At 38.8% G+C, this 19,958-nt stretch carries 12 protein-coding genes; 6 read left to right on the top strand and 6 right to left on the bottom strand.

All coding sequences use genetic code 11. The features are described from left to right. Positions 1–8: 8 nt before the first annotated feature. The 5 genes from IM793_RS03830 to IM793_RS03810 all read right to left on the bottom strand — a co-directional run bounded on the left by IM793_RS03830 (position 9) and on the right by IM793_RS03810 (position 9,763). Entirely contained in the window at positions 9–947 is a 939-nt protein-coding gene (locus IM793_RS03830; RefSeq protein ID WP_193419818.1) for a gliding motility-associated C-terminal domain-containing protein, read from the bottom strand. 15 nt (positions 948–962) lie between these two features. Next, on the bottom strand, positions 963–1,667 hold the full coding sequence (locus IM793_RS03825; protein WP_193419817.1) for a hypothetical protein: 705 nt from the start codon (positions 1,665–1,667) through the stop codon (positions 963–965). Positions 1,668–1,704: 37 nt separating this feature from the next. Then, positions 1,705–3,864: an Ig-like domain-containing protein gene (locus tag IM793_RS03820; RefSeq protein ID WP_193419816.1), complete on the bottom strand. Its 2,160-nt coding sequence runs from the start codon at positions 3,862–3,864 to the stop codon at positions 1,705–1,707. Between the two features lie 1,415 nt (positions 3,865–5,279). Continuing rightward, on the bottom strand, positions 5,280–7,244 hold the full coding sequence (glgB, locus tag IM793_RS03815) for a 1,4-alpha-glucan branching protein GlgB (RefSeq protein ID WP_193419815.1): 1,965 nt from the start codon (positions 7,242–7,244) through the stop codon (positions 5,280–5,282). Between the two features lie 56 nt (positions 7,245–7,300). Then, positions 7,301–9,763, bottom strand: coding sequence for a glycoside hydrolase family 31 protein (locus tag IM793_RS03810; protein WP_193419814.1), 2,463 nt, complete (start codon positions 9,761–9,763; stop codon positions 7,301–7,303). A 336-nt stretch (positions 9,764–10,099) separates the two neighbouring features. Between IM793_RS03810 and IM793_RS03805 the strand changes: the two genes are divergently transcribed. From IM793_RS03805 to IM793_RS03795, 3 genes are all read left to right on the top strand, one after another. Further along, positions 10,100–10,738, top strand: coding sequence for a hypothetical protein (locus IM793_RS03805; protein WP_193419813.1), 639 nt, complete (start codon positions 10,100–10,102; stop codon positions 10,736–10,738). Further along, on the top strand, positions 10,735–11,598 hold the full coding sequence (locus tag IM793_RS03800; protein WP_193419812.1) for a nucleotidyl transferase AbiEii/AbiGii toxin family protein: 864 nt from the start codon (positions 10,735–10,737) through the stop codon (positions 11,596–11,598). The genes IM793_RS03805 and IM793_RS03800 overlap by 4 nt, the downstream gene beginning before the upstream one ends. A 157-nt stretch (positions 11,599–11,755) precedes the next feature. After that, entirely contained in the window at positions 11,756–12,883 is a 1,128-nt protein-coding gene (locus IM793_RS03795) for a TlpA disulfide reductase family protein (RefSeq protein ID WP_193419811.1), read from the top strand. An 84-nt stretch (positions 12,884–12,967) separates the two neighbouring features. Here the strand turns inward: IM793_RS03795 and IM793_RS03790 are convergent, their stop codons facing one another. Next, positions 12,968–15,838, bottom strand: a complete 2,871-nt coding sequence (locus IM793_RS03790; RefSeq protein ID WP_193419810.1) for a TonB-dependent receptor — start codon at positions 15,836–15,838, stop codon at positions 12,968–12,970. Between the two features lie 194 nt (positions 15,839–16,032). Here IM793_RS03790 and IM793_RS03785 point away from each other — a divergent pair, with 194 nt between their 5' ends. From IM793_RS03785 to IM793_RS03775, 3 genes are read left to right on the top strand one after another with little or no spacing between them, the layout of a single operon-like run. Beyond that, positions 16,033–18,462 (top strand): penicillin acylase family protein, encoded by a 2,430-nt coding sequence (locus tag IM793_RS03785; RefSeq protein WP_193419809.1) that lies wholly within the window; start codon positions 16,033–16,035, stop codon positions 18,460–18,462. Between the two features lie 6 nt (positions 18,463–18,468). Beyond that, entirely contained in the window at positions 18,469–18,828 is a 360-nt protein-coding gene (locus tag IM793_RS03780) for a hypothetical protein (protein WP_193419808.1), read from the top strand. A 19-nt stretch (positions 18,829–18,847) separates the two neighbouring features. After that, positions 18,848–19,831: an acyl transferase gene (locus IM793_RS03775; RefSeq protein WP_193419807.1), complete on the top strand. Its 984-nt coding sequence runs from the start codon at positions 18,848–18,850 to the stop codon at positions 19,829–19,831. Positions 19,832–19,958: the final 127 nt, after the last annotated feature.

Genomic DNA, 19,958 nt, shown 5'->3' with positions numbered 1-19,958 from the left:
ACTTTCATCTATCTCATTACGGTTACGTAGCCTTTAAATTCCTGCCACTGAGCACTTGCCGTTTTTACCTTAATCACATAGAAATAAGTTCCATCTACCAGACCGTTCGCTGTCCAGTCATTTAAATAGCCTTTCTTTTCATAGACAGTACTTCCCCAGCGATTAATGATGGTAAGCTGATTTTCGCTGTAAAGGTCCAACCGCTCAATAAGAAAGGTTTCATTCTTTCCATCACCATTTGGTGTAAACACATTTGGGATTTTAAGTCCGGTAATTTCCTTGGTATCCACAGAAATGTTATTTGATGGATCGGGATCTAGTTCATCAATCGTAACAGTGGCACGATTAACCACATTACCAGGTTTCATCGACCTTACATTAATGATCAGTTCAACAAAACTGCCATTGGCGAGCGATGGGATCGCCCAGGAAATCGTCTTGGTTTGATCGTTATAACTTGCGGTACCCACAATAGTTGGATCCACACTTACGAAGGTTAAATTTTCTGGAAGGTCATCCTTTACCTGTATGTTGGTAGCTTCACCGAGTCCGTTATTACGCACCAATAAATTGTATTTAAATACCTCGGTATTGATTACCTGCCTACTTTCTGACCTTTTAACGATGGAAACATCTGCTGAGATCTGTGATTCCAAAATCACTTCCATCTCTTCGGACAGGTCGGAACTACAGCCACCTAAACTAAAAGTAATAACCGTATATTTTCCGGCAGCATTTACCACATAATCTTGCTCGGTAGCGCCTAATATGACGTTTCCATTTTTGAACCATTGATAAGAGGTAGCACCTGTACCATTGGCCCTCAGTTTAACATTTACGCCTGGTTTAAGGTTCAGCGTGTTCGGATTGCTAGATTGCGCAAAGCATGCTGCTGCAGAAAGCAGCAGCACACCGAACACAATTATCACTAACCTGTTAAACATCATGAATCGATTAACCTACTAGCCAACTGTTATTGTAGGTTTTCCTGGTTTAGGCGTTAGGATAACGGTAACAGTTTTGATATCCTTACAGTTAGCAGCTGGTAGAATCGGCGCACCGTTGCCATTGTAACTTGCTTCTACAGAAAAAACATAAGTACCTGTGGCAATACCCGACTTCATTGTAAGGGAATTACCGGTTTGATCTGCTATATCAGAAAGTGTTTTCGTAACACCATCTAATGTAACAGTCCAATTATAGGCAATGGTAACACCACTTGGTGGAGCAGTGGACGACAGAGCAACAGTCACTACCGGTCTGGTGGTCAAATCAACACAGACTGAAGGAACAGATGATGATGCTGTAACGACAGGCGCTGGAAGTTTATAAATATTAATTTTATCAGATACATCACCAGGACATAAATTTGCGTCAGCTGGTATTACCTGTACAGTGTATTCGTGAGCACCCTCAGTTAAGGTTGTCGGAGTAACGTACTTACCACCATCTGCATTTGGAAAAGTAATTGTTTCTACGGTTGTTGCTCCATCTTTCCAAATAACCTTATCTCCTGCAACAGGCACATATCCCTGAAAATCAGGTGTCAAAGTGGCAGAATTTGCTCCACAAACGTACGTTGTAGTCTGCGCAAAGGCACCCAATGGCAATAAAAACATTAAGAATACAAAGATTCTTAAATAGCGATTTGTAGTTTTTTTTGTCATGATTTTAATTTGTTTGAGTGAATAATTTATTTTGTTTTTAGTTAATAGATACTGTTGGTTTATGTGGCACAAGCTTTACCCTAAAACTAAAAGGGATAGCCCGTACGCAGCCATTTGCATTTTTAATAGTCAAAACTCCCTGGTAAACTGCTACAGGGGTTGTAGAGGGTATAGTAATGGTGATTTCATTGGCTGGCAAAGCCTGATTAAGAACAGCGGGCAGTAAATTCCCCGTCCAGGAAATACTATAGGTTATTGGGTTAAAAACAGGATTGCTGTAAGTAATTCTGGTTGTGGTTAATCCTTCGCAAATACTCGCATCTGGCCCCAATATTAAATCGGGCTGTGGATTTACGATTAAAGGGAAATCTACTTTTTTACCACAATAAGTAGCATCATCAGCAACTGTATAACTAATCACCATATTGCCGGCAGCCACCGCGGTAACTTTACCTGTTGCATCTATTGTTGCAATGGCTGCATTACCCGTGCTCCATGTTCCGCCCGGATAAATATTTGTAAATATTGCACTTGTACCTGCACACATGGTAGCTGCGCCGTTTATTGCAGGTACAGGAGCATACTGTTTTACTTTAACTTCTACAGCCAGAGCACCGCCAGCATTTTTACATCCTGTTGCTGTGTTAACTGCTTCTACATAATAAATAGTAGTAGCCATTAAGGTAGGAGTAGTATAAGTGGTACCGATATTAAATGGGGTTCCACCAGAAGATGATGAATACCAATTATAGGTAAAACCTGCATCAGGCGCAGTAACCGAGAGTACTGTTGAAAAGCCACTACAAATTATAACTCCAGGTACTGTAAGTGTAGGTAGGGGATTAACCTTAAGTTTTACCCTCAACCTTTCAGAAACCGCGGTAACACAATACGTTCTGCTCGCCTGAACATAATAATTGTAATCTCCTGCAGCCAGCGTATTTGGAGGAGTGAAGGTTAAACCGGTATACAATAAATTACCGCCCGTTTCGGCATCGTACCATTTGTATTCAGTGCAGGTCTGTGCATTCAGAACAGAAAAAGTTGCAGTTTGCCCCTGGCAAACCGTTTTTTCATCTGTAGTTGAAGGATCAACCAATGTGCGTGGTTTTGCCAGTTTACGTTTAATGTCGTAAATATTTAAACGGCTAAATGCACCAGTAATTCCGCCCATTGTGATCTCCAAACGGTCGTATACATCGGTTACCAAAAACGTTAAGATATATTTACTTGTTGATCCGGGAAGTAATTTAAGGTTCAAAAATGTGCCAGTGTTTTTAAATGCTGGCCCAGCAGCTACTCCATTCAAATAAGGCTGTATGGTAAAACCTGTTAAAAGGCTCAGATCTAATAGTCCGCCACCTGGATTTTCGAGTATGATGCTAACCGAATCGGCAGGCTGCGAGGGTTTATTAAAAATAGTTGTAAGATATACCTGATTTAGCACAGAAGTGCCCACATCAATCAGTGCGAAACTATTTAGATCTACATCAATGGCATTAAAGGGATTGGTAACAGTACCAGTTAGGTTTGCAATACCACCTAAAGGAGTTGGCTTTACACCTGAGAGCACATCAATCGCCTCGTCGCAATTGATTGATCCTGTACTCAGCTCCATCATATAGGCATGGAAAACTTTTATTGATAAAGCCGTAGATAATACCGCTCCAACAATCTTGATATATATGCCATTAAAAGCCTGTGTAGGTGTTACCCTGATCTCCATCTCTCCTCCCCCGCCGATCACACCAGCAATATTGGCAGAAGTATAAATCGGATTCTTCGTTGCATCATAACCAGCTTCATTTCCAGAACCAATTAAGGGTTTATTTATTGCAACAGCATGTAGATCAGTAAAACTTCCAATCTCAAAACTGCTCAAAAGTCCAAGAAGTTCCTTAGGTAACGCCAGTTTAAGTGTTACAGGAGTATTTGCAGCAATTGTACGTTTACCAGCGTTAGTACCATCAGTAGTAAATTCCAGAAATTGTGTAGCCGAACCTGTAAGTCCAACTGCGCTAATTGGAACTGATAAGGTTGATGCATCTTTAACCTGGCCGTTTACAGCATTCGGCGCATTAGCGATACTACCGTATAAATTCGCCCCTGCAACACCCAATCCATCAAGATATGCCCCCTGAAAGTTTGCATACGTACGTGCTGTATTTTCACACTGTGCATATAAATACGCAGGCATAAAAAATAACACAAATACCAAGAAAAATTGACCAGAGCACCTTTTCAATGTAGATTTGGGATAACGTAAAATTAAGTTTGTTTGTTTACTCGCAATACAAAAGTACTGTGGGCCAACGCTACATTATCCGTTCACTTTATTCATTAAAGCCTTTCAATCAAGACATAAAGACCTGGTTTATTACTATTTATCAACCAAACTAAATCACTTAGAGGTTCTCTTATTGGGTCTACTTTCAGGATGGAAATTTTAGTCCAACTATTAAACCTTCGCACCCCGTTGACCGAACAATGTCATTAAGTTAGGCACCGCGGTCGTCAGTATGAGCGTAGCGAAGACTTCTTGATATTGATAAATCGCGAATAAATCCTCTTCGAATAAGCTACCAATGACAGCTCCAATAGAAAGATCGTCATTGCGAGGCACGAAGCAATCTTAAAGCGCTCGCTACTTGCGATAGTTGTAAGATTGCTTTGTCGGCTGAAAAGCCCCCTCGCAATGACGATTCCTCGCCAAAACTTAGCATTAAAACTTTCTGTCATTCACATTGATTTTATACAATAAATTACCCCTCAGAGCGACATCTTTTTGAGATTTATCCTTAACTTAAGGACATTGAAAAACCGCTTGCGTCACTTCCAGATTAAAGTAACCATGATTTGTTAAAGATTGTTGGTTTATCGATGCAAAACTTACTGATCACTGTCAGAACAGGTAGGTTATGGTTAACGGCGCAAACCTTAATCCAAATTCGATGATATTCGGTCTATACCGAGAAGAAATTTTAACGTAAAATAATATTAAACACTAATTATCAATACTTTACAATAAAATCTTATACAGCTGCTGTTAGCATAAATATTATTCTAAAAATAATATTTGCAAGATAAAATGGTTATTGTATCTTTGCACCCTCTCTGGAAGCTTCCACTCCAGGGTTTAAGAAAGCTTTCCAGCAATGGGAAGCTTTTCTTATTTAAATTGACCCGGTTTTCTGACTAATCATCAATAGCACATCCGTAATCTCTTTTTGTACAAAATCCGGATAACATTTATTATTTGTGACTTGATAGGTTGTAATTATCGTTAAGATATTCCTTTAAAGTTATACTACATACATTTTTCGTTCATAGCCGTCACCCTGAACTTGTTTCAGGGTCTTTATAGCAAGGCAGTTTAACGGAAAAGATGCTGAAATAAATCCGATAACTATCGGATCAGCATGACGAAACGGCTAGCCAATTCGTCCTAATAAAGTACATTAATTTTTAAACATTAATCGCACTCAGGTTATTAGACCTTTAAAACAATGAAAACTGCTAATAAATAAATTCAGCATGACGATCACGCTAGTTTCATGGGGTTAAAATTAGCCAGTATAAATAAATGTTAATCAAACTGAGGTTAATAAGATTTTACTTGCTCTTGAAAATTGTTACAGCCAAAGGTGGCAGATCGACAATTATTGAATATTCCTGTTCATTATAATTTTCCAGATCAGGGATAATATCTCCTCTGTTGTTTATGCCGCCTCCGTAATAAATAAGATCGTCGGTATTAAAAATCTCCGCCCATTTGGTTTTAAACGGTACCCCAATTCTATAATTCTCCCGAACTACAGGAGTTAAGTTTATGGCAATTACCAAAGTATCTTTAGGCTTTGGTCCTTTTCGCATGTACACAAATACAGATTCGTTTGTATTATCGGCATCAAGCCATTGAAAGCCTTCGTAACTAAAATTAAAATGATACAACGCAGGTTCTTTGCGGTACAGAAAGTTTAAAGCTTTAACTGTTTCCTGCATGCCTTTATGCGGCGCATATTGAAGCAAATGCCAATCCAATGATTGTGTAAAGTTCCACTCATTGGTTTCGCCAAATTCATTACCCATAAACAGCAGTTTTGCTCCCGGATGAGTAAACATGTAACCATAAAGTGCTCTCAGGTTGGCGAATTTCTGCCAATCGTCGCCAGGCATTTTATACAACATTGGCGATTTACCGTGTACGACTTCATCATGAGAGAAAGGCAGCATAAAATTTTCGGTAAAGGCGTAAGTCATGCTAAAGCTCAACTGATGGTGGTGGTGTTTCCGGCCGAGGGTTTCTACTTTAAAATACTTTAACGTATCGTTCATCCAGCCCATCATCCATTTCATCCCAAACCCTAATCCACCGGCATGTACCGGATGCGTTACACCAGGATAAGTGCTGCTTTCCTCTGCAATAGTTTGTACACCCTCAAAATTTCCATAAACGGCAACATTCAGGTCTTGCAAAAACTGTATAGCCCCAAGGTTTTCACTTCCTCCATATTCGTTTGTTGCGGCATCTCCATCTTCCCGGGAGAAGTTGAAATACAACATCGATGCCACAGCGTCTACCCTCAATCCGTCAGCATGGTATTGATCCAACCAAAATAAAGCATTACTGATGAGGAAGGAACGCACCTCATTTTTGTCGTAATTGAATATGTATGATTTCCAATCGGGATGAAAGCCTTTACGCATATCGGCGTGTTCGTACAAATGTGTTCCATCGAACTCATACAAACCATGCCTGTCACCTGGAAAATGAGAAGGAACCCAATCCAATACCACCGCAATATCTGCTTTATGGAGCTCATCAATCAGATACATTAAATCCTGCGGAGAACCATAGCGCGAACTTGCTCCAAAATACCCTGTAATCTGATAACCCCAGCTCGGGAAATATGGAAACTCCATTACCGGCATCAGTTCTACGTGCGTAAAACCCATTTCCTTAACATAAGGCACTAACCTGCCAGCCACTTCCCTCGCAGTTAAAACACGTTCCGGATTAGCCGGATCGCGTTCCCAAGAGCCAAGATGTATTTCATATACCGAGATGGGTTGGTTCAAAGCATTTATCTTTGCTCTTTTTTTGAGCCAGGCTTTATCTTTCCAGGTGTAATCGGTATCCCAAACAATGCAAGCAGTTTGTGGAGGATGTTCCCATCTGCGGGCATAAGGATCGCCTTTTAAATGTTCCGATTCATCAAAACCTTTGACAAAATATTTATAAACTTCGCCCTTTGCAATACAAGGAATAAAACCTTCCCAAATACCCGATTTATCCCACCTCACATTCAGCGGATGCGAACTGTTATCCCAATTATTAAAATCACCCACTACACTAACACGAATGGCATTCGGGGCCCAAACTGAAAAATAAGTTCCGGCCGTTCCATCAACGGTAATTAAATGTGAACCCATTTTCTCGTAAAGCCTAAAATGCTTTCCTACAAGAAAAAGATCAATATCATAATCGGTAAATAAACTGTGGATCCAAACGGATTTCTGTTTATCAATTTTTGGCTGTAATACTTTTTTTACTGGAACTTTTTTTGCTGCTGGCATAGGTATTTGGTCATTAAATGAAATCCCAAATACTAAACAGCATTTGGGGCTCATTGTTACAGACTTAAGATCTGTATTTCTAAAAAGTTCTTATTGCATTTAAAATGCAGGATATTCTGATCATCGGTATAAAAATCTTTCACCTCTTTATTATCAATAATGATCTTTTTAACCTGGAATTTTACACCAATAACATTACAAACGTAAAATTCATAATTAGGTGTATATAAACCTTCATTACGTTGGTTAACCTTAATGGCCTGTGCATCGCCCTTTACCGTAAATTTCTTTTCCAGATAAATATCTTGCTCATAAGCAAATGTATCACCATGATCTTCATACATATATGAATTTACCTCGTAATCGCTATGGTAAATGTTCAATACCACTTCGGTGATCGATTTTTCGTCTACATATTGCATTACCGGATATTCTGGCAAAACTGTACCTGCACGTACAAACATCGGCATGCTGTCTATTTTGGCATCAACGGTATATTCGTTACCGCCATCCAATACCTCATTCGTCCAGAAGTTATACCAGGTTCCTTTTGGAAGATAAACTTTTCTGGAGATTGCACCCTGTTCTAAAACCGGGCAGATTAACAGTTTATCTCCATAACAGAACTCATCCTGACGGAAACTGTTACTGATATTTTCCTGTTCAAGCATTACCAGCGGTCTTAAAATAGGAAAACCATAACGGTGATGCTCCCAAAATACCGAATACAGATACGGCATTAAACGGTATCTTAATTCGATAAACTTACGGTTAATATCTTCGAAAAACTGACCAAAGCTCCAGGGTTCCCGTTCAGCGGTATCACCGGCAGAGTGAGCACGCATAAAAGGAGAAAATGTACCTAGCTGGATCCAACGGGTAAATAATTCGCCATCCGGTTCGCCGCTAAACCCGCCAATATCTGTTCCACAGAAAGGCACGCCAGAAACCGATAAACGCTGGCACTGAATATTTCCAATCTTTAAATGTTCCCAGGTTGCAATATTATCACCCGTCCAAACACTGGCATAACGCTGCATGCCTGAATAACCAGCTCTTGTAATGGTAAACGGGCGTTTATTACGCATCAGTTTCTTTAAGCCTTCGTAAGTAGAACGTACCATCTGCATACCATAAACATTATGTGCCTTACGGTGCGAGCCACGGTAACCATCATAATTATGACGAACATCGTTAGGGAAAGTTCCTGAACCAAATACAGCTGGTTCATTCATATCATTCCAGAAACCTGCAACGCCCATGTCTACCAACTCTTTATATAAATTACCCCACCAGCTCCGTACTTTTGGATTGGTAAAATCGGGAAACTGACAACGGCCAGGCCAGACATGCCCTTCCATATAATAATCGTCGCTGCGGCGACAGAAAAATCTTTTCTCTTTTCCTTCTTTAAAAACCCAGTAATCATCATCTACCTTAATTCCAGGATCAATCATGACCACAGTTTTAAAACCATCATCAGAAAGTTCTTTAATCATTCTCCGTGGATCTGGAAAGTACTTTTTATTCAAGGTAAAACAACGGTAGCCATCCATGTAATCGATATCCAGATAAATGGCGTCGCAAGGAATTTTACGCTCCCTGAACTGCCTAGCTATTTCTTTAACTTTTGTTTCAGGATAATAACTCCAACGACATTGCTGATAACCCAAAGTCCATTTTGGAGGCATTGGGTGCGTACCGGTTAAAGTTGCATAACGTTTAACCACGTCCATAATATGTGGCCCATGGATATAATAGTATTGAAGTTCTCCTCCATCAGCCCAGAAACTTGTTTTATTTACATCTTCCGAACCGAAATCGAAATACGATTTAAAGGTATTATCGAAGAAGATACCGTATGCTACCTGATTATGCAAACCGATATAAAAAGGTATCGTACGGTAAAGTGGGTCCTGGTTCCAGCCAAAAGAATAGGCATCGGTATTCCAGTTTTCGAAACGCCTGCCGCGCAGGTTAAAATTACCGGATTTATCTCCCAAACCGAAGAAATTCTCTTCAGGGTGACATTTTTTGGTTGCGTAGATATAATAACCACCAAAATCTACATTTTCTTCCCAGTGCATGGAGTTGGCTTCATCAACCATCATCACATTGGTAATATTATCGTGGAAAGAAATATGGAAATTTGCCTTTTCTATTTTACAGGTTACCGAATGGGTAGAAACGGTATAATGATCATCATGTTCCTGCATCTTAAAAACAGAAACTTTCTGGTCTACCTCAGGTACCGCGTAAGAAAAATCATCAAGAAAAACGCCATGTGGTGCCAGGCGAACCCTGATCATATCATCACTTACCACCCGAATTTCTACTCTCGCATCCCCATCAGAAAAATAAAAGCGGTTGCCCTCTTTTTTTACCTTTTTAACTGAACCAAGGTATTGTTTAACAATTGGTTTTACCGATATATCAACTGGATTGTTTAAATGCTGTACTTCCTGTTCCTTTTCGATCAGATCATTTGCCTCGTTAGGTTTGTCGTTTTGCGCTTCCATCCTTATTTATTCAAATTTTAAATTCATAACCTCTTAAACCGGGATGTGCTTAAGAAAGTACTATAATACAAATATTTTACAAAAGGGATGTAGCTTTTTTTGAAAAGATGGTTTAATAGTGTGAATTTCACACTAAGCTAAGGCATTTAATAAGGAAATGGCTAAACTGAATGATCTAATTTATTATAGCCATAGCATTCAAAAATGTAAATTTATGGTAAGATAAACGAAATATAATCGTTTATCCTATTTTAATTTGACATTTAAAATTATTATATGTAATTTTAACACAAGATAAACGGATAAAAATCGTTTATCTTATTTAATTTTAACATCATGAATATCCAAACAGCGCTTACTGGCAAATCGCATCAACCGATAACCCATCAACTTTTGCTCGATTTATTAAAAGATTATAAAAGACCAAATGATAAAATATTGGCATTAAAGGCTGATGGATTGATTGAACCCATAAAAAAAGGACTTTATATTGTAGGGAAATCTGTCGGAACGGAGCGACCTGAAAATGCATTATTGGCTAACCATATACTCGGCCCAAGTTATCTTTCGATGGAGAGCGCATTGTCGCATTATGGGCTCATCCCGGAAAAAGTTTATGCAGTTACCTCAATGACAACGAAGGCATCAAGAAAATTTGAAACCCAAATAGGCCTATTCACCTATACAAACCTTCCTTTGCCATATTATGCTTTTGGCTTGGCCATGATAAACTTTTCAAAAGACCAGAAAGCAATGGTCGCAAGCCCGGAAAAAGCCTTATGTGATAAAATTGTCACAACAGCAGGTATTAATTTAAGGAGCGTTTCCTCAGCAAAAGATTATGTATTCAGAAATCTGCGGATGGAAGAAATTGATCTTGCAAAATTTGACATATTAGCTATAAGTAGCTGGCTTGAACATGCCCCTAAACGTTCAAGTCTTGAAATGCTAACTAAAATGATCGAAACAATATGATAAAAGACTGGCTAGATAGCTATCATCCAGCTAACAGAGAAGAGGCAAAAGATGCATTAAGAGAAATTATGCAGGAAATTGCACTTGCCGGACTTAACCGGGCTGGCTTTTTTGAAAAGGCAGCATTTTATGGAGGAACAGCACTGAGGATATTTTATGGTTTAGACCGTTTTTCAGAAGACCTGGATTTTTCCTTACTCGCCAGAAATCCTGATTTTTCATTAGAAAAATACCAGAATGCCATTGTAAGCGAATTTGCGGCGCTAGGCATGCAGGTATCCATTACTGAAAAAAAGAAAACAATAAAGAATAACATTAATTCAGCATTTTTAAAATCAGAAACCATCTGGAAAGAACTCGTTCTGGAAGAGATTATCCCCCAAAACGGACTTAAAGAAGTGGCAAATATCAAAATCAAAATCGAGGTAGACATAGAACCGCCACCAGGTTTTGTAACTGAAGAAAAACTACTATTACAACCTTTTTCGTTTTATGTAAAGTGCCTTTCAATTCCCGATCTTTTCGCTGGAAAAATGCACGCACTTTTATTCCGGAAATGGGGCACCAATGTTAAAGGGCGTGATTGGTACGACATGGAATGGTATATTAAAAAAGGTTATGAACTCAACCTGGATCATTTTCTCCTGCGGGCGATTGATAGTGGCGACTGGAAAAAGGATAAAATCAGTGAAGCAGAATTCAGGGCTTTATTAAGCGAAAAGATTGATAAAGTAAAATTAGATTTTGTTAAGGCCGATATCTCACGTTTTATTAAGGACCCTAAAAAACTGGAAATATGGTCTCCACAATACTTCCATGATCTAGCTAACAAGCTAAAGATCAGTAAAGGAATCGTATAAGCAACACATTTACAAAACTGGCAGAAGTCCGAAATAAGAGACTTTTAGAAGTTAAATTTTAACATAAAATAACATCTATTCCGGTAAATGACTTTTCATTAAAGCCTATATTGCATTTTTAATAATGTTCATTAATAGCTTTATCAATAGCCCTAACATGAAAAAAATTGCCGTAGCTTTAATCTTTATCTCGTCACTTCCACTCTTTACTCTCGGGCAAATAAAAAATTTAAAAAACTTTACCATTTCAGGAGAGGTAAATGTTGATACAGGAACTGTTCAACTTATCCCGAATGAATTAAACAAAGCGCTTTATCCAACTGGTTTTAAACCAATAATAGCGAAAATAATTAAAGGAAAATTCAAATTTAACGGACAAATAGATGAACCCGTGTGGATGTACTTTAAAATTGGAGACAAATATCAATCTGCAGGTACAGCTATAAGCACAGGAGGGCAACGTATTTCTATTGATACTGCATCAAATTACGGAGATCCAATAAATGATAATTTGGTTATGAAAGATGCTAAGAGTTATGACAAGGCATTTATGATCGTAGAGAACCAACGCAAGCAATATAAATTACATTACGATAGTTTGTTTAATATTTATGGCAGAAAATTCCCGGAAGAACTTGAGCTTAAATCAATGAAGGAGTTAAAAGCAACTTATATTGTTCACGATGCTACACTGTTATCTTTTGTTAAGGAAAATCCAAATTCTTATTATGCGCTTTACAAATTGTACGCTCTTTTGAATTTTGGCTATAATACCACTTTGGGAAACACCTTTGAACATTTTCCAACACTGCTGAAAACATCAAGACTTGGCCAGGCTACTTTGCAACGGATTTTATCTTTGAAACAGATCGCTATTGGAGAAACACTCCCAAACTTCAACGTTTTTAACTTAAAAGGGGAAAAAATTGCAGACACCCCATACAATTCCAACAAATTAACACTTGTAGATATGTGGTATAGTCATTGCATGCCCTGTATCGCACAATTTGAAGACTTAAAAGCAATCAGAAACGCATTCCAAGATAAGGGATTCGAAATCATTGGAATATCAACAGATAAAACCAAATATGTAGAAGATTGGAAACTTGCCATCGACAAATATAAACTGACGTGGCCTCAGTATTTAGATTTAAACGGAATTGAAACCAGCAAATATGGTATCCACATTTTCCCTACGAGTTTGCTGGTTAACCAGCAAGGTAAAATTGTAGCTACAGGACTTTCTACTGTGGAGTTGAAGGACTTTTTGAAAAATAATCTTTAGTACTAAGTCGAACGACTAGAAGTTCACAAAAAAGCCCTCTATACTTTTTAGCATAGAAGGCCTTTAAAAAACTCAATTAACTGGTTATGGATTAAAACTAATGGCCACGTAGTAGATTGCTCCTGCTGATGGGTTACCGTAAGAAGTAAAATAATATTTGTTCAATACATTAGAACCACCAAGTTTAATAACTGATTGTACTGAAGGGATTCTTAAACTTACCTGCGCATCAAGCGAACTGTATGCAGGCACCTGACCTGAGGCAAAAGAAGAATTCCAGTAGAATTGATCCTGCCAACGGTAAGAAACATTGAAACCAAAGTTTTTAATAATTTCTTTATTACCCAATCCCAGGTTATAACGAATTTTAGGCGTATTAAAATCGTTAATGTAGTTAACCGGTAAATCTCCAATCTGGTTGTAAGAAACGTTACCGCTTACATTCCATTTGCCCACAAGATAATCAAGACCTAAAGCTGCACCATAAGAAGTTACTTTACCTTCTGCATTAACCGGAACGCCGAATTTCACAAAACTTCCTCCAACATTCTGGTATACATCAACTGCGGTAATAAAATCTTTGTAAATGTTGTAATAACCATATGCATCAAGCAACAAATTAGGTAAGAGTAAACCTTTATAACCCAACTCGTAAGACTGAACACTTTCTGGACGAACACCTTTTGCATCAAAATTATATTGCTTTAATAATGCCGGATTTGGTGCTCCGGTGGTTGCTGCCGAAGCCAGGAATGCGCGGTAACTCACATCAGTATAGGGTTTGTTGGTATCTAAATGGTATTTGCTGAATATAATTTCTGGCAAGCCACCAATTAATCTCTGCGAACCACCTCCAACAGACAGATCAATGTACTGGTTTTGTGTCGTTGGGTTACGGTAGCCTGTTTGGTAAGAAACCCTGATGTTGTTGTTTTTGGCAACTGTAAACACTCCCGTTACCCTTGGGGTAAACCGGCCTTCAAAATTCTGGCTTTTATCATAACGACCTGCAAAGGTAAATTTCACTTTATCGTTAAAGAATTTTTTACCTATTTGTCCAAATGCACCATATTCCTTAATATCGATAGATTCATTTAAATCGTTAAAAATTGTTCCGGCTGAATTTAAATCATATAAACGATAAGATGCACCTACCTGAAACTCTACCACTTTGTTGAAAAGGTTGGTAAAATTATATAATCCTTCATAATGATATAAGTTAGATTTATCGTCGAATTTAGCACCATAAATACCTTTACTCGGATCGGATGCACTGATCGTCGTATTCATAATCTCATCTTTTGCCTGCAAAAATTGTGGTGAGCCAGGAGCAAAATATGCACTACCGCCACTTGAAGCAGAGTTGGCAGCCGTTCTTGCGGTAATTTGTGCTTGTGCATCAGTTTGTCCGAGCGATCTTGCACCAACATAATTACCTACGTATTCAGGGAACCAAGCCTGAGAAATTTTAGATTTTTCGTTAATATAACTTCCCAAAATAGAAGAAATATAAGAATCGCCAGAACGTTCTTGTGTGGTATAACCACGTAACATGAAATCCTCTCCCTTTAGCTCCAATTTGTACTGGCCAATATTGAAGTTACGTAATGAATAACGGTCAGATCCGGTGTAAACCGAAGTTCCTGTTCCCCAATTAGCCTGTAAAGTTGCCTGAACGGTTCTACTGATATTGTAATATAATGCACCTGAGGCTTTCAACGATTTGGTATTATAATCCACAAGATCAGCTTCCTGGTAACCATTTCTAGTGATATTCTGATTAGGAATTAAACCCGGCGTATTCAATCCTGCATAAAATGGTCTGGTTTGGGCATTTGTAGAAAGAAATGAAGTAATCTGGGTTTGACTTGGAATCATTCCTCCGGTTGCTAATCCATAATTCTTAATGAAAGTTGCTGTTCCTGAAGCCAGCACACTTTGCGCCACATTTCTCATATTTTGGCTTAACTCATCTCCATAAGTATTGATCCCGTCATAATTCGGATCGCTCCGATCTCCACTTTTTACCGTTCTTGATACCCTGTCAAAGTTTGAAAAGTTGTTTCCATACCAATCTTTGGCCTGCAAAAATGAAAAGGCAGCCTTTACCCCGAATTTATTGTTCCATGACTTTGCCATCCGCACATCCAGCTGATTAAATGGCTGTACACTGCTATTATCGTCATTAACGTGATTTACCCCTGTTTTATATTGAAAACTAGCTCCAGGGTATTTAAACGGATCTTTTGAAGTCATTAACAAAGTTCCATTAATACCACCCGCACCATAAAGGGCAGATGAAGCACCTGGTAAGAGTTCTACATTATCTATATCGAGTTCCGTAATACCTACTATATTTCCTACCGAGAAATTTAATCCCGGCGCCTGGTTATCCATTCCATCGATATATTGATTAAAGCGGGTATTACCGTTAGAATTAAAACCACGCGTGTTAATCGACTTGAAAGTTAAACTCTGCGTACTGCTTTCTACACCTTTCATATTATTCAAGGCGTCGTAAAACGATGGCGCAGCAATTTCCCTGATGGTGGCAGCACTCATGCGCTCGATGGAAACAGGCGATTCTAAAATACGCTCAGGCGTACGCGAAGCAGAAACAACTACATCTCCTCCTAATACAACTGCAGTTTCTATTTCCAGATGAATACCTGAAGTACTTCCGGTAATCTGCTGTTCTACAGCACCGTAACCCACATAAGAAGCGACTAAAGTAAAGGGTACTTTTGCCGTTGTACTAAAGCTGAAACTTCCATTTGCTGTTGATGCGGTACCGCCCGATTGGCCTTTAATGGTTAAACTAACCCCTGCCAGTCCTTCTTTAGATTGCTTATCCTTTACGGTTCCGCTTACCGTAATACTCTGTGCCTGTGCTGCCATATTACCAGCAAACACAAATATTAACACATAGAAGATCTGTGTAAAAATTCTGCTCATACGCGATTTAATTTGGTTATTTGTATTATTAGTTATATAAACTTAAATTCTTTTTTTGAATTAAACAAATTATGTAAGCATAATAATTTTCAATTTAATTATAATTTTGATTGATATACAGTTTGTTGTATTTTGCAGTAAACATAAACCGTCATTTTGCCCTATCTTAGCAAAAGACTTGTTAGCTAGCCATTATGAATAAAATTAAAGCCATTTTCTGCATCGTCATTCCGATAGCATTAGGTTTTTTATTTAATACCAAATTAGGCAGTACGCCTCCATTGTTAAAATTTCTAAATCCTTTTATGGGTTTCTGGCAAAATGCAGAGAACAATCATTTTATGTTTAACCATAAAGCGAAGATTAAAGGTGCCATAGATAAAATCGAAATCGTTTTTGACGATCGCATGATTCCACATATTTTTGCACAGAACGATCACGATCTGTATCTGGCACAAGGTTATGTAACCGCCATGCACCGCCTTTGGCAAATGGATTTCCAGACCCGTTTTGCCGCGGGGAGAATTAGTGAAGTTGTGGGCGACAAAGCGATAGAGGTAGACCGGTATCAACGCCGGATGGGCATGGTGTATGGCGCAGAAAACTCATTAAAAGGTATGATGGCCGATCCCAAAGCAAAAGAAATGATCCTAGCTTACACAGAAGGGATCAATGCTTACATCAAAACACTTTCTAAAGCCAATTATCCCTTAGAATATAAAATACTCGATTTTAAACCCGAAAACTGGACTCCTGTAAAATGTGCTTTGCTGTTAAAACAGATGTCGGCAGTGTTAGCCATGGGTTCTGATGAATTTTACATGACCAATATCCTGAAAAAATTCGGCCCGGAAGTGACGAAAAATCTTTTTCCGGATTACCCTTTCCGCGAAGACCCGATTATACCTGTGGGCAAAAAATGGGATTTCTCTCCATTACCAATACCTAAAACGCCGCAAAGCTTCACTCAGGCTCAAACCGGTGAGGTTAAAACAACTGAAAAAGTAGAAGGTATTGGCAGTAATAACTGGGCATTATCTGGCACTAAAACTGCGTCAGGGTATCCGATCTTAGCAAATGATCCCCATTTAGATTTAACACTTCCATCAATCTGGTACCAGATTCAGCTACATGCACCTGGCGTAAATACTTATGGTGTTTCTTTACCTGGTGCCCCGGGGATAATTATTGGCTTTAATCAGAAAATAGCCTGGGGCGTAACCAATGTTGCTGCTGATGTGCTCGATTTCTATCAGATCAAGTTTAAGGATTCGAGCCACAATGAGTATTGGTATAACAATAAATGGAAAGCCACTACCAAAAGACTTGAAACGATTAAAATACGAGGTGGAAAAGATGAAGTAGATACGGTGTACTACACCCATCACGGGCCGGTGGTATATTTCCAGAAACCAAAATACGGCAGGGCCGATAACGTACCTGTTGGCGATGCCTTGAGGTGGATAGCACATGATGAATCGAATGAACTCATGACTTTTTATTACCTCAACCGCGGCAAAAATTATAACGACTACCGCAAGGCTTTAACTTTTTATACAGCACCAGCGCAGAACTTCGTTTTTGCCAGTGTAGATAATGATATTGCCATTACGCCAAACGGAAAATTCCCTTTAAAATGGAAAGATCAGGGCAAATTTATACTGGATGGAACAGACCCTGCGTACGATTGGCAGGGATGGATCCCAAATGCGCAGAATCCAACGGTTAAAAATCCGCCACGCGGTTTTGTGAGTTCAGCCAACCAGTCTTCTACCGATACCACTTATCCATATTACATTAACTGGGAATTTGCACCATACGAGCGGGGCAAGCGCATCAACGACCGTTTATCGGCGATGAACAAAGCTACTTTAGACAGTATCCGCCTGATGCAGACCGACAACTATAGTATTGTGGCGCAAAACCTGGTGCCTGCATTATTGCCATTACTGAACAATGAACAGTTAAATGCCACACAAAAAGAGGCATTGGCTTACCTTAAAAAATGGAACAAACGTTATGATGCACACGAAATTGCAGCCAGCGTATTCGAAATATGGACCAAACGCTTATCGTACAATATCTGGGCAGATGAATTTGAAGTGAAAGGCATACCAATGCGTTACCCCTCAAGGGATCGTACGGTAGAGATGATTTTGAAAGAACCCAATGCAACCTGGTATGATAATATCAATACCAGCAAAAAAGAAACATTATCTGATCTGGTTAACGAAGCTTTTAAATATAGCTGCGACAGTTTAGAAAGGCGCTTTGGGCCAATAAATAAAGATTGGGACTGGGCAAATGTAAAACAGACCAATGTACCACATCTGGCCAAAATACCTGGATTCGGCTCGAAGGTTTTACAGATTGGTGGCAACAAAGGCACTATTAATGCTTTGAACGAAACCAATGGACCTTCATGGCGGATGGTAATTGAACTGGGTAAAACGCCAAAAGGGCATGGTGTTTATCCAGGTGGACAATCGGGTAATCCCGGAAGTAAATTTTATGATAATATGATCGATACCTGGGCAAATGGTAAATTGTACGATCTGTTTTATATGCAAAGTCCTGATGATCAATCGGGCACGATTATTTCTCGTTTAAAAATTTCTAAATAGGCTAAAATGGTTTTCATTGTTATATTAATAATCTGTTTCCTTCTACAAATGATTGCCCCCTGGTGGATCATCATCGTCATATCTTTTGCTACTTGTGGCGTTATCGGCAAAACAGGGAAAATAGCCTTCTGGCAATCTTTCTTTGCTATTTTCTTACTTTGGATCGGTTATGCCTTATTCAAAAGCCTTCCTAACGATAATGTACTCGCTGGCCGTGTAGCGGTAATGACGGGTATAAAATTGTGGTGGGCATTGTTATTGGTTACCGGCCTATTAAGTGGTTTAGTGGCCGGAATTAGCGGTTATTGTGGCTATCAGTTCCGAATGGCTATGCTGGCTAAAAAAACTGACGAGAAAATAGCATAATGCTTTGTACTTTTGCGTTGTGAATTTAACAGCTAACGATATATTTTCTGTAAAAGATAAAGATACATTTAATGCCCTTGCCTTAAACATTTTTAAGCTACAAGCCGAAAATTGCAATGTTTACCGGGAATATATCTTTCACCTAGGTGTAGATGCCGATGCGGTAACCGAAATCGAACAGATCCCTTTTTTACCCATCAGTTTTTTTAAAAGCCATTCTATTCTGAGTAGTGATGATCCTATAGAGATTACCTTTAGCAGTTCTGGCACAACGGGTATGGTGCAGAGCAGTCACCACGTAACCGATGTAAAACTATACGAACAAAGTTACCTGCAGGCTTTTACGGATTTTTATGGAGATGTTACTGAATATTGCTTTTTAGCGCTTCTCCCATCCTATCAACAACGTTCTGGTTCATCTTTGATCTACATGGTGAACGATCTGATTGAAAAAAGCAGACATCCACAAAGTGGTTACTTTTTATATAACCATGATGAATTGCTAAAAACCCTGCTGGATCTTAAATCAAAAAAACAGAAAACCGTTTTAATTGGTGTTACTTATGCCCTGCTTGATTTTATTGAAAATTTCGATATCGATTTTCCCGAACTCATTGTAATGGAAACTGGGGGAATGAAAGGTAAGCGTAAAGAAATGGTACGTGAGGAGCTTCATGAGCAGTTAACCAAAGGATTTGGCGTAAAAGCTATCCACAGTGAATATGGAATGACCGAGCTCCTTTCTCAGGCTTATTCTTTGGGCGAAGGTATTTTCAACTGTCCTGGCTGGATGCAGGTTTTGATTCGCGATACCAATGATCCTTTGAGTTTAATTAAAAATGGCAGAACCGGGGGCATTAATGTAATCGATCTGGCTAATCTCAATTCTTGCTCATTTATTGCCACACAGGATCTGGGCAGGATTAATCCTGATCAAAGTTTTGAAGTACTGGGCCGGTTTGACAATGCCGATATCAGGGGATGTAATCTTTTAGTACAGTAATTACAAAAACATTAAAAATGAACCATTTAAAGTAAAAATACAATACAAAATCTAAAACAACATTAGTGGTTATATCGCTAGTGTTGTAAATTAATATATGATTATTAATAAATTCAGGGATCGACTA

The organism is Pedobacter sp. MR2016-19 (genome assembly GCF_014947265.1).
In the GTDB taxonomy this organism is placed as follows: Bacteria; Bacteroidota; Bacteroidia; order Sphingobacteriales; family Sphingobacteriaceae; genus Pedobacter.
Note: the sequence above shows the minus strand (reverse complement) of the source record. Positions and strands in the feature narration are given on the sequence as shown.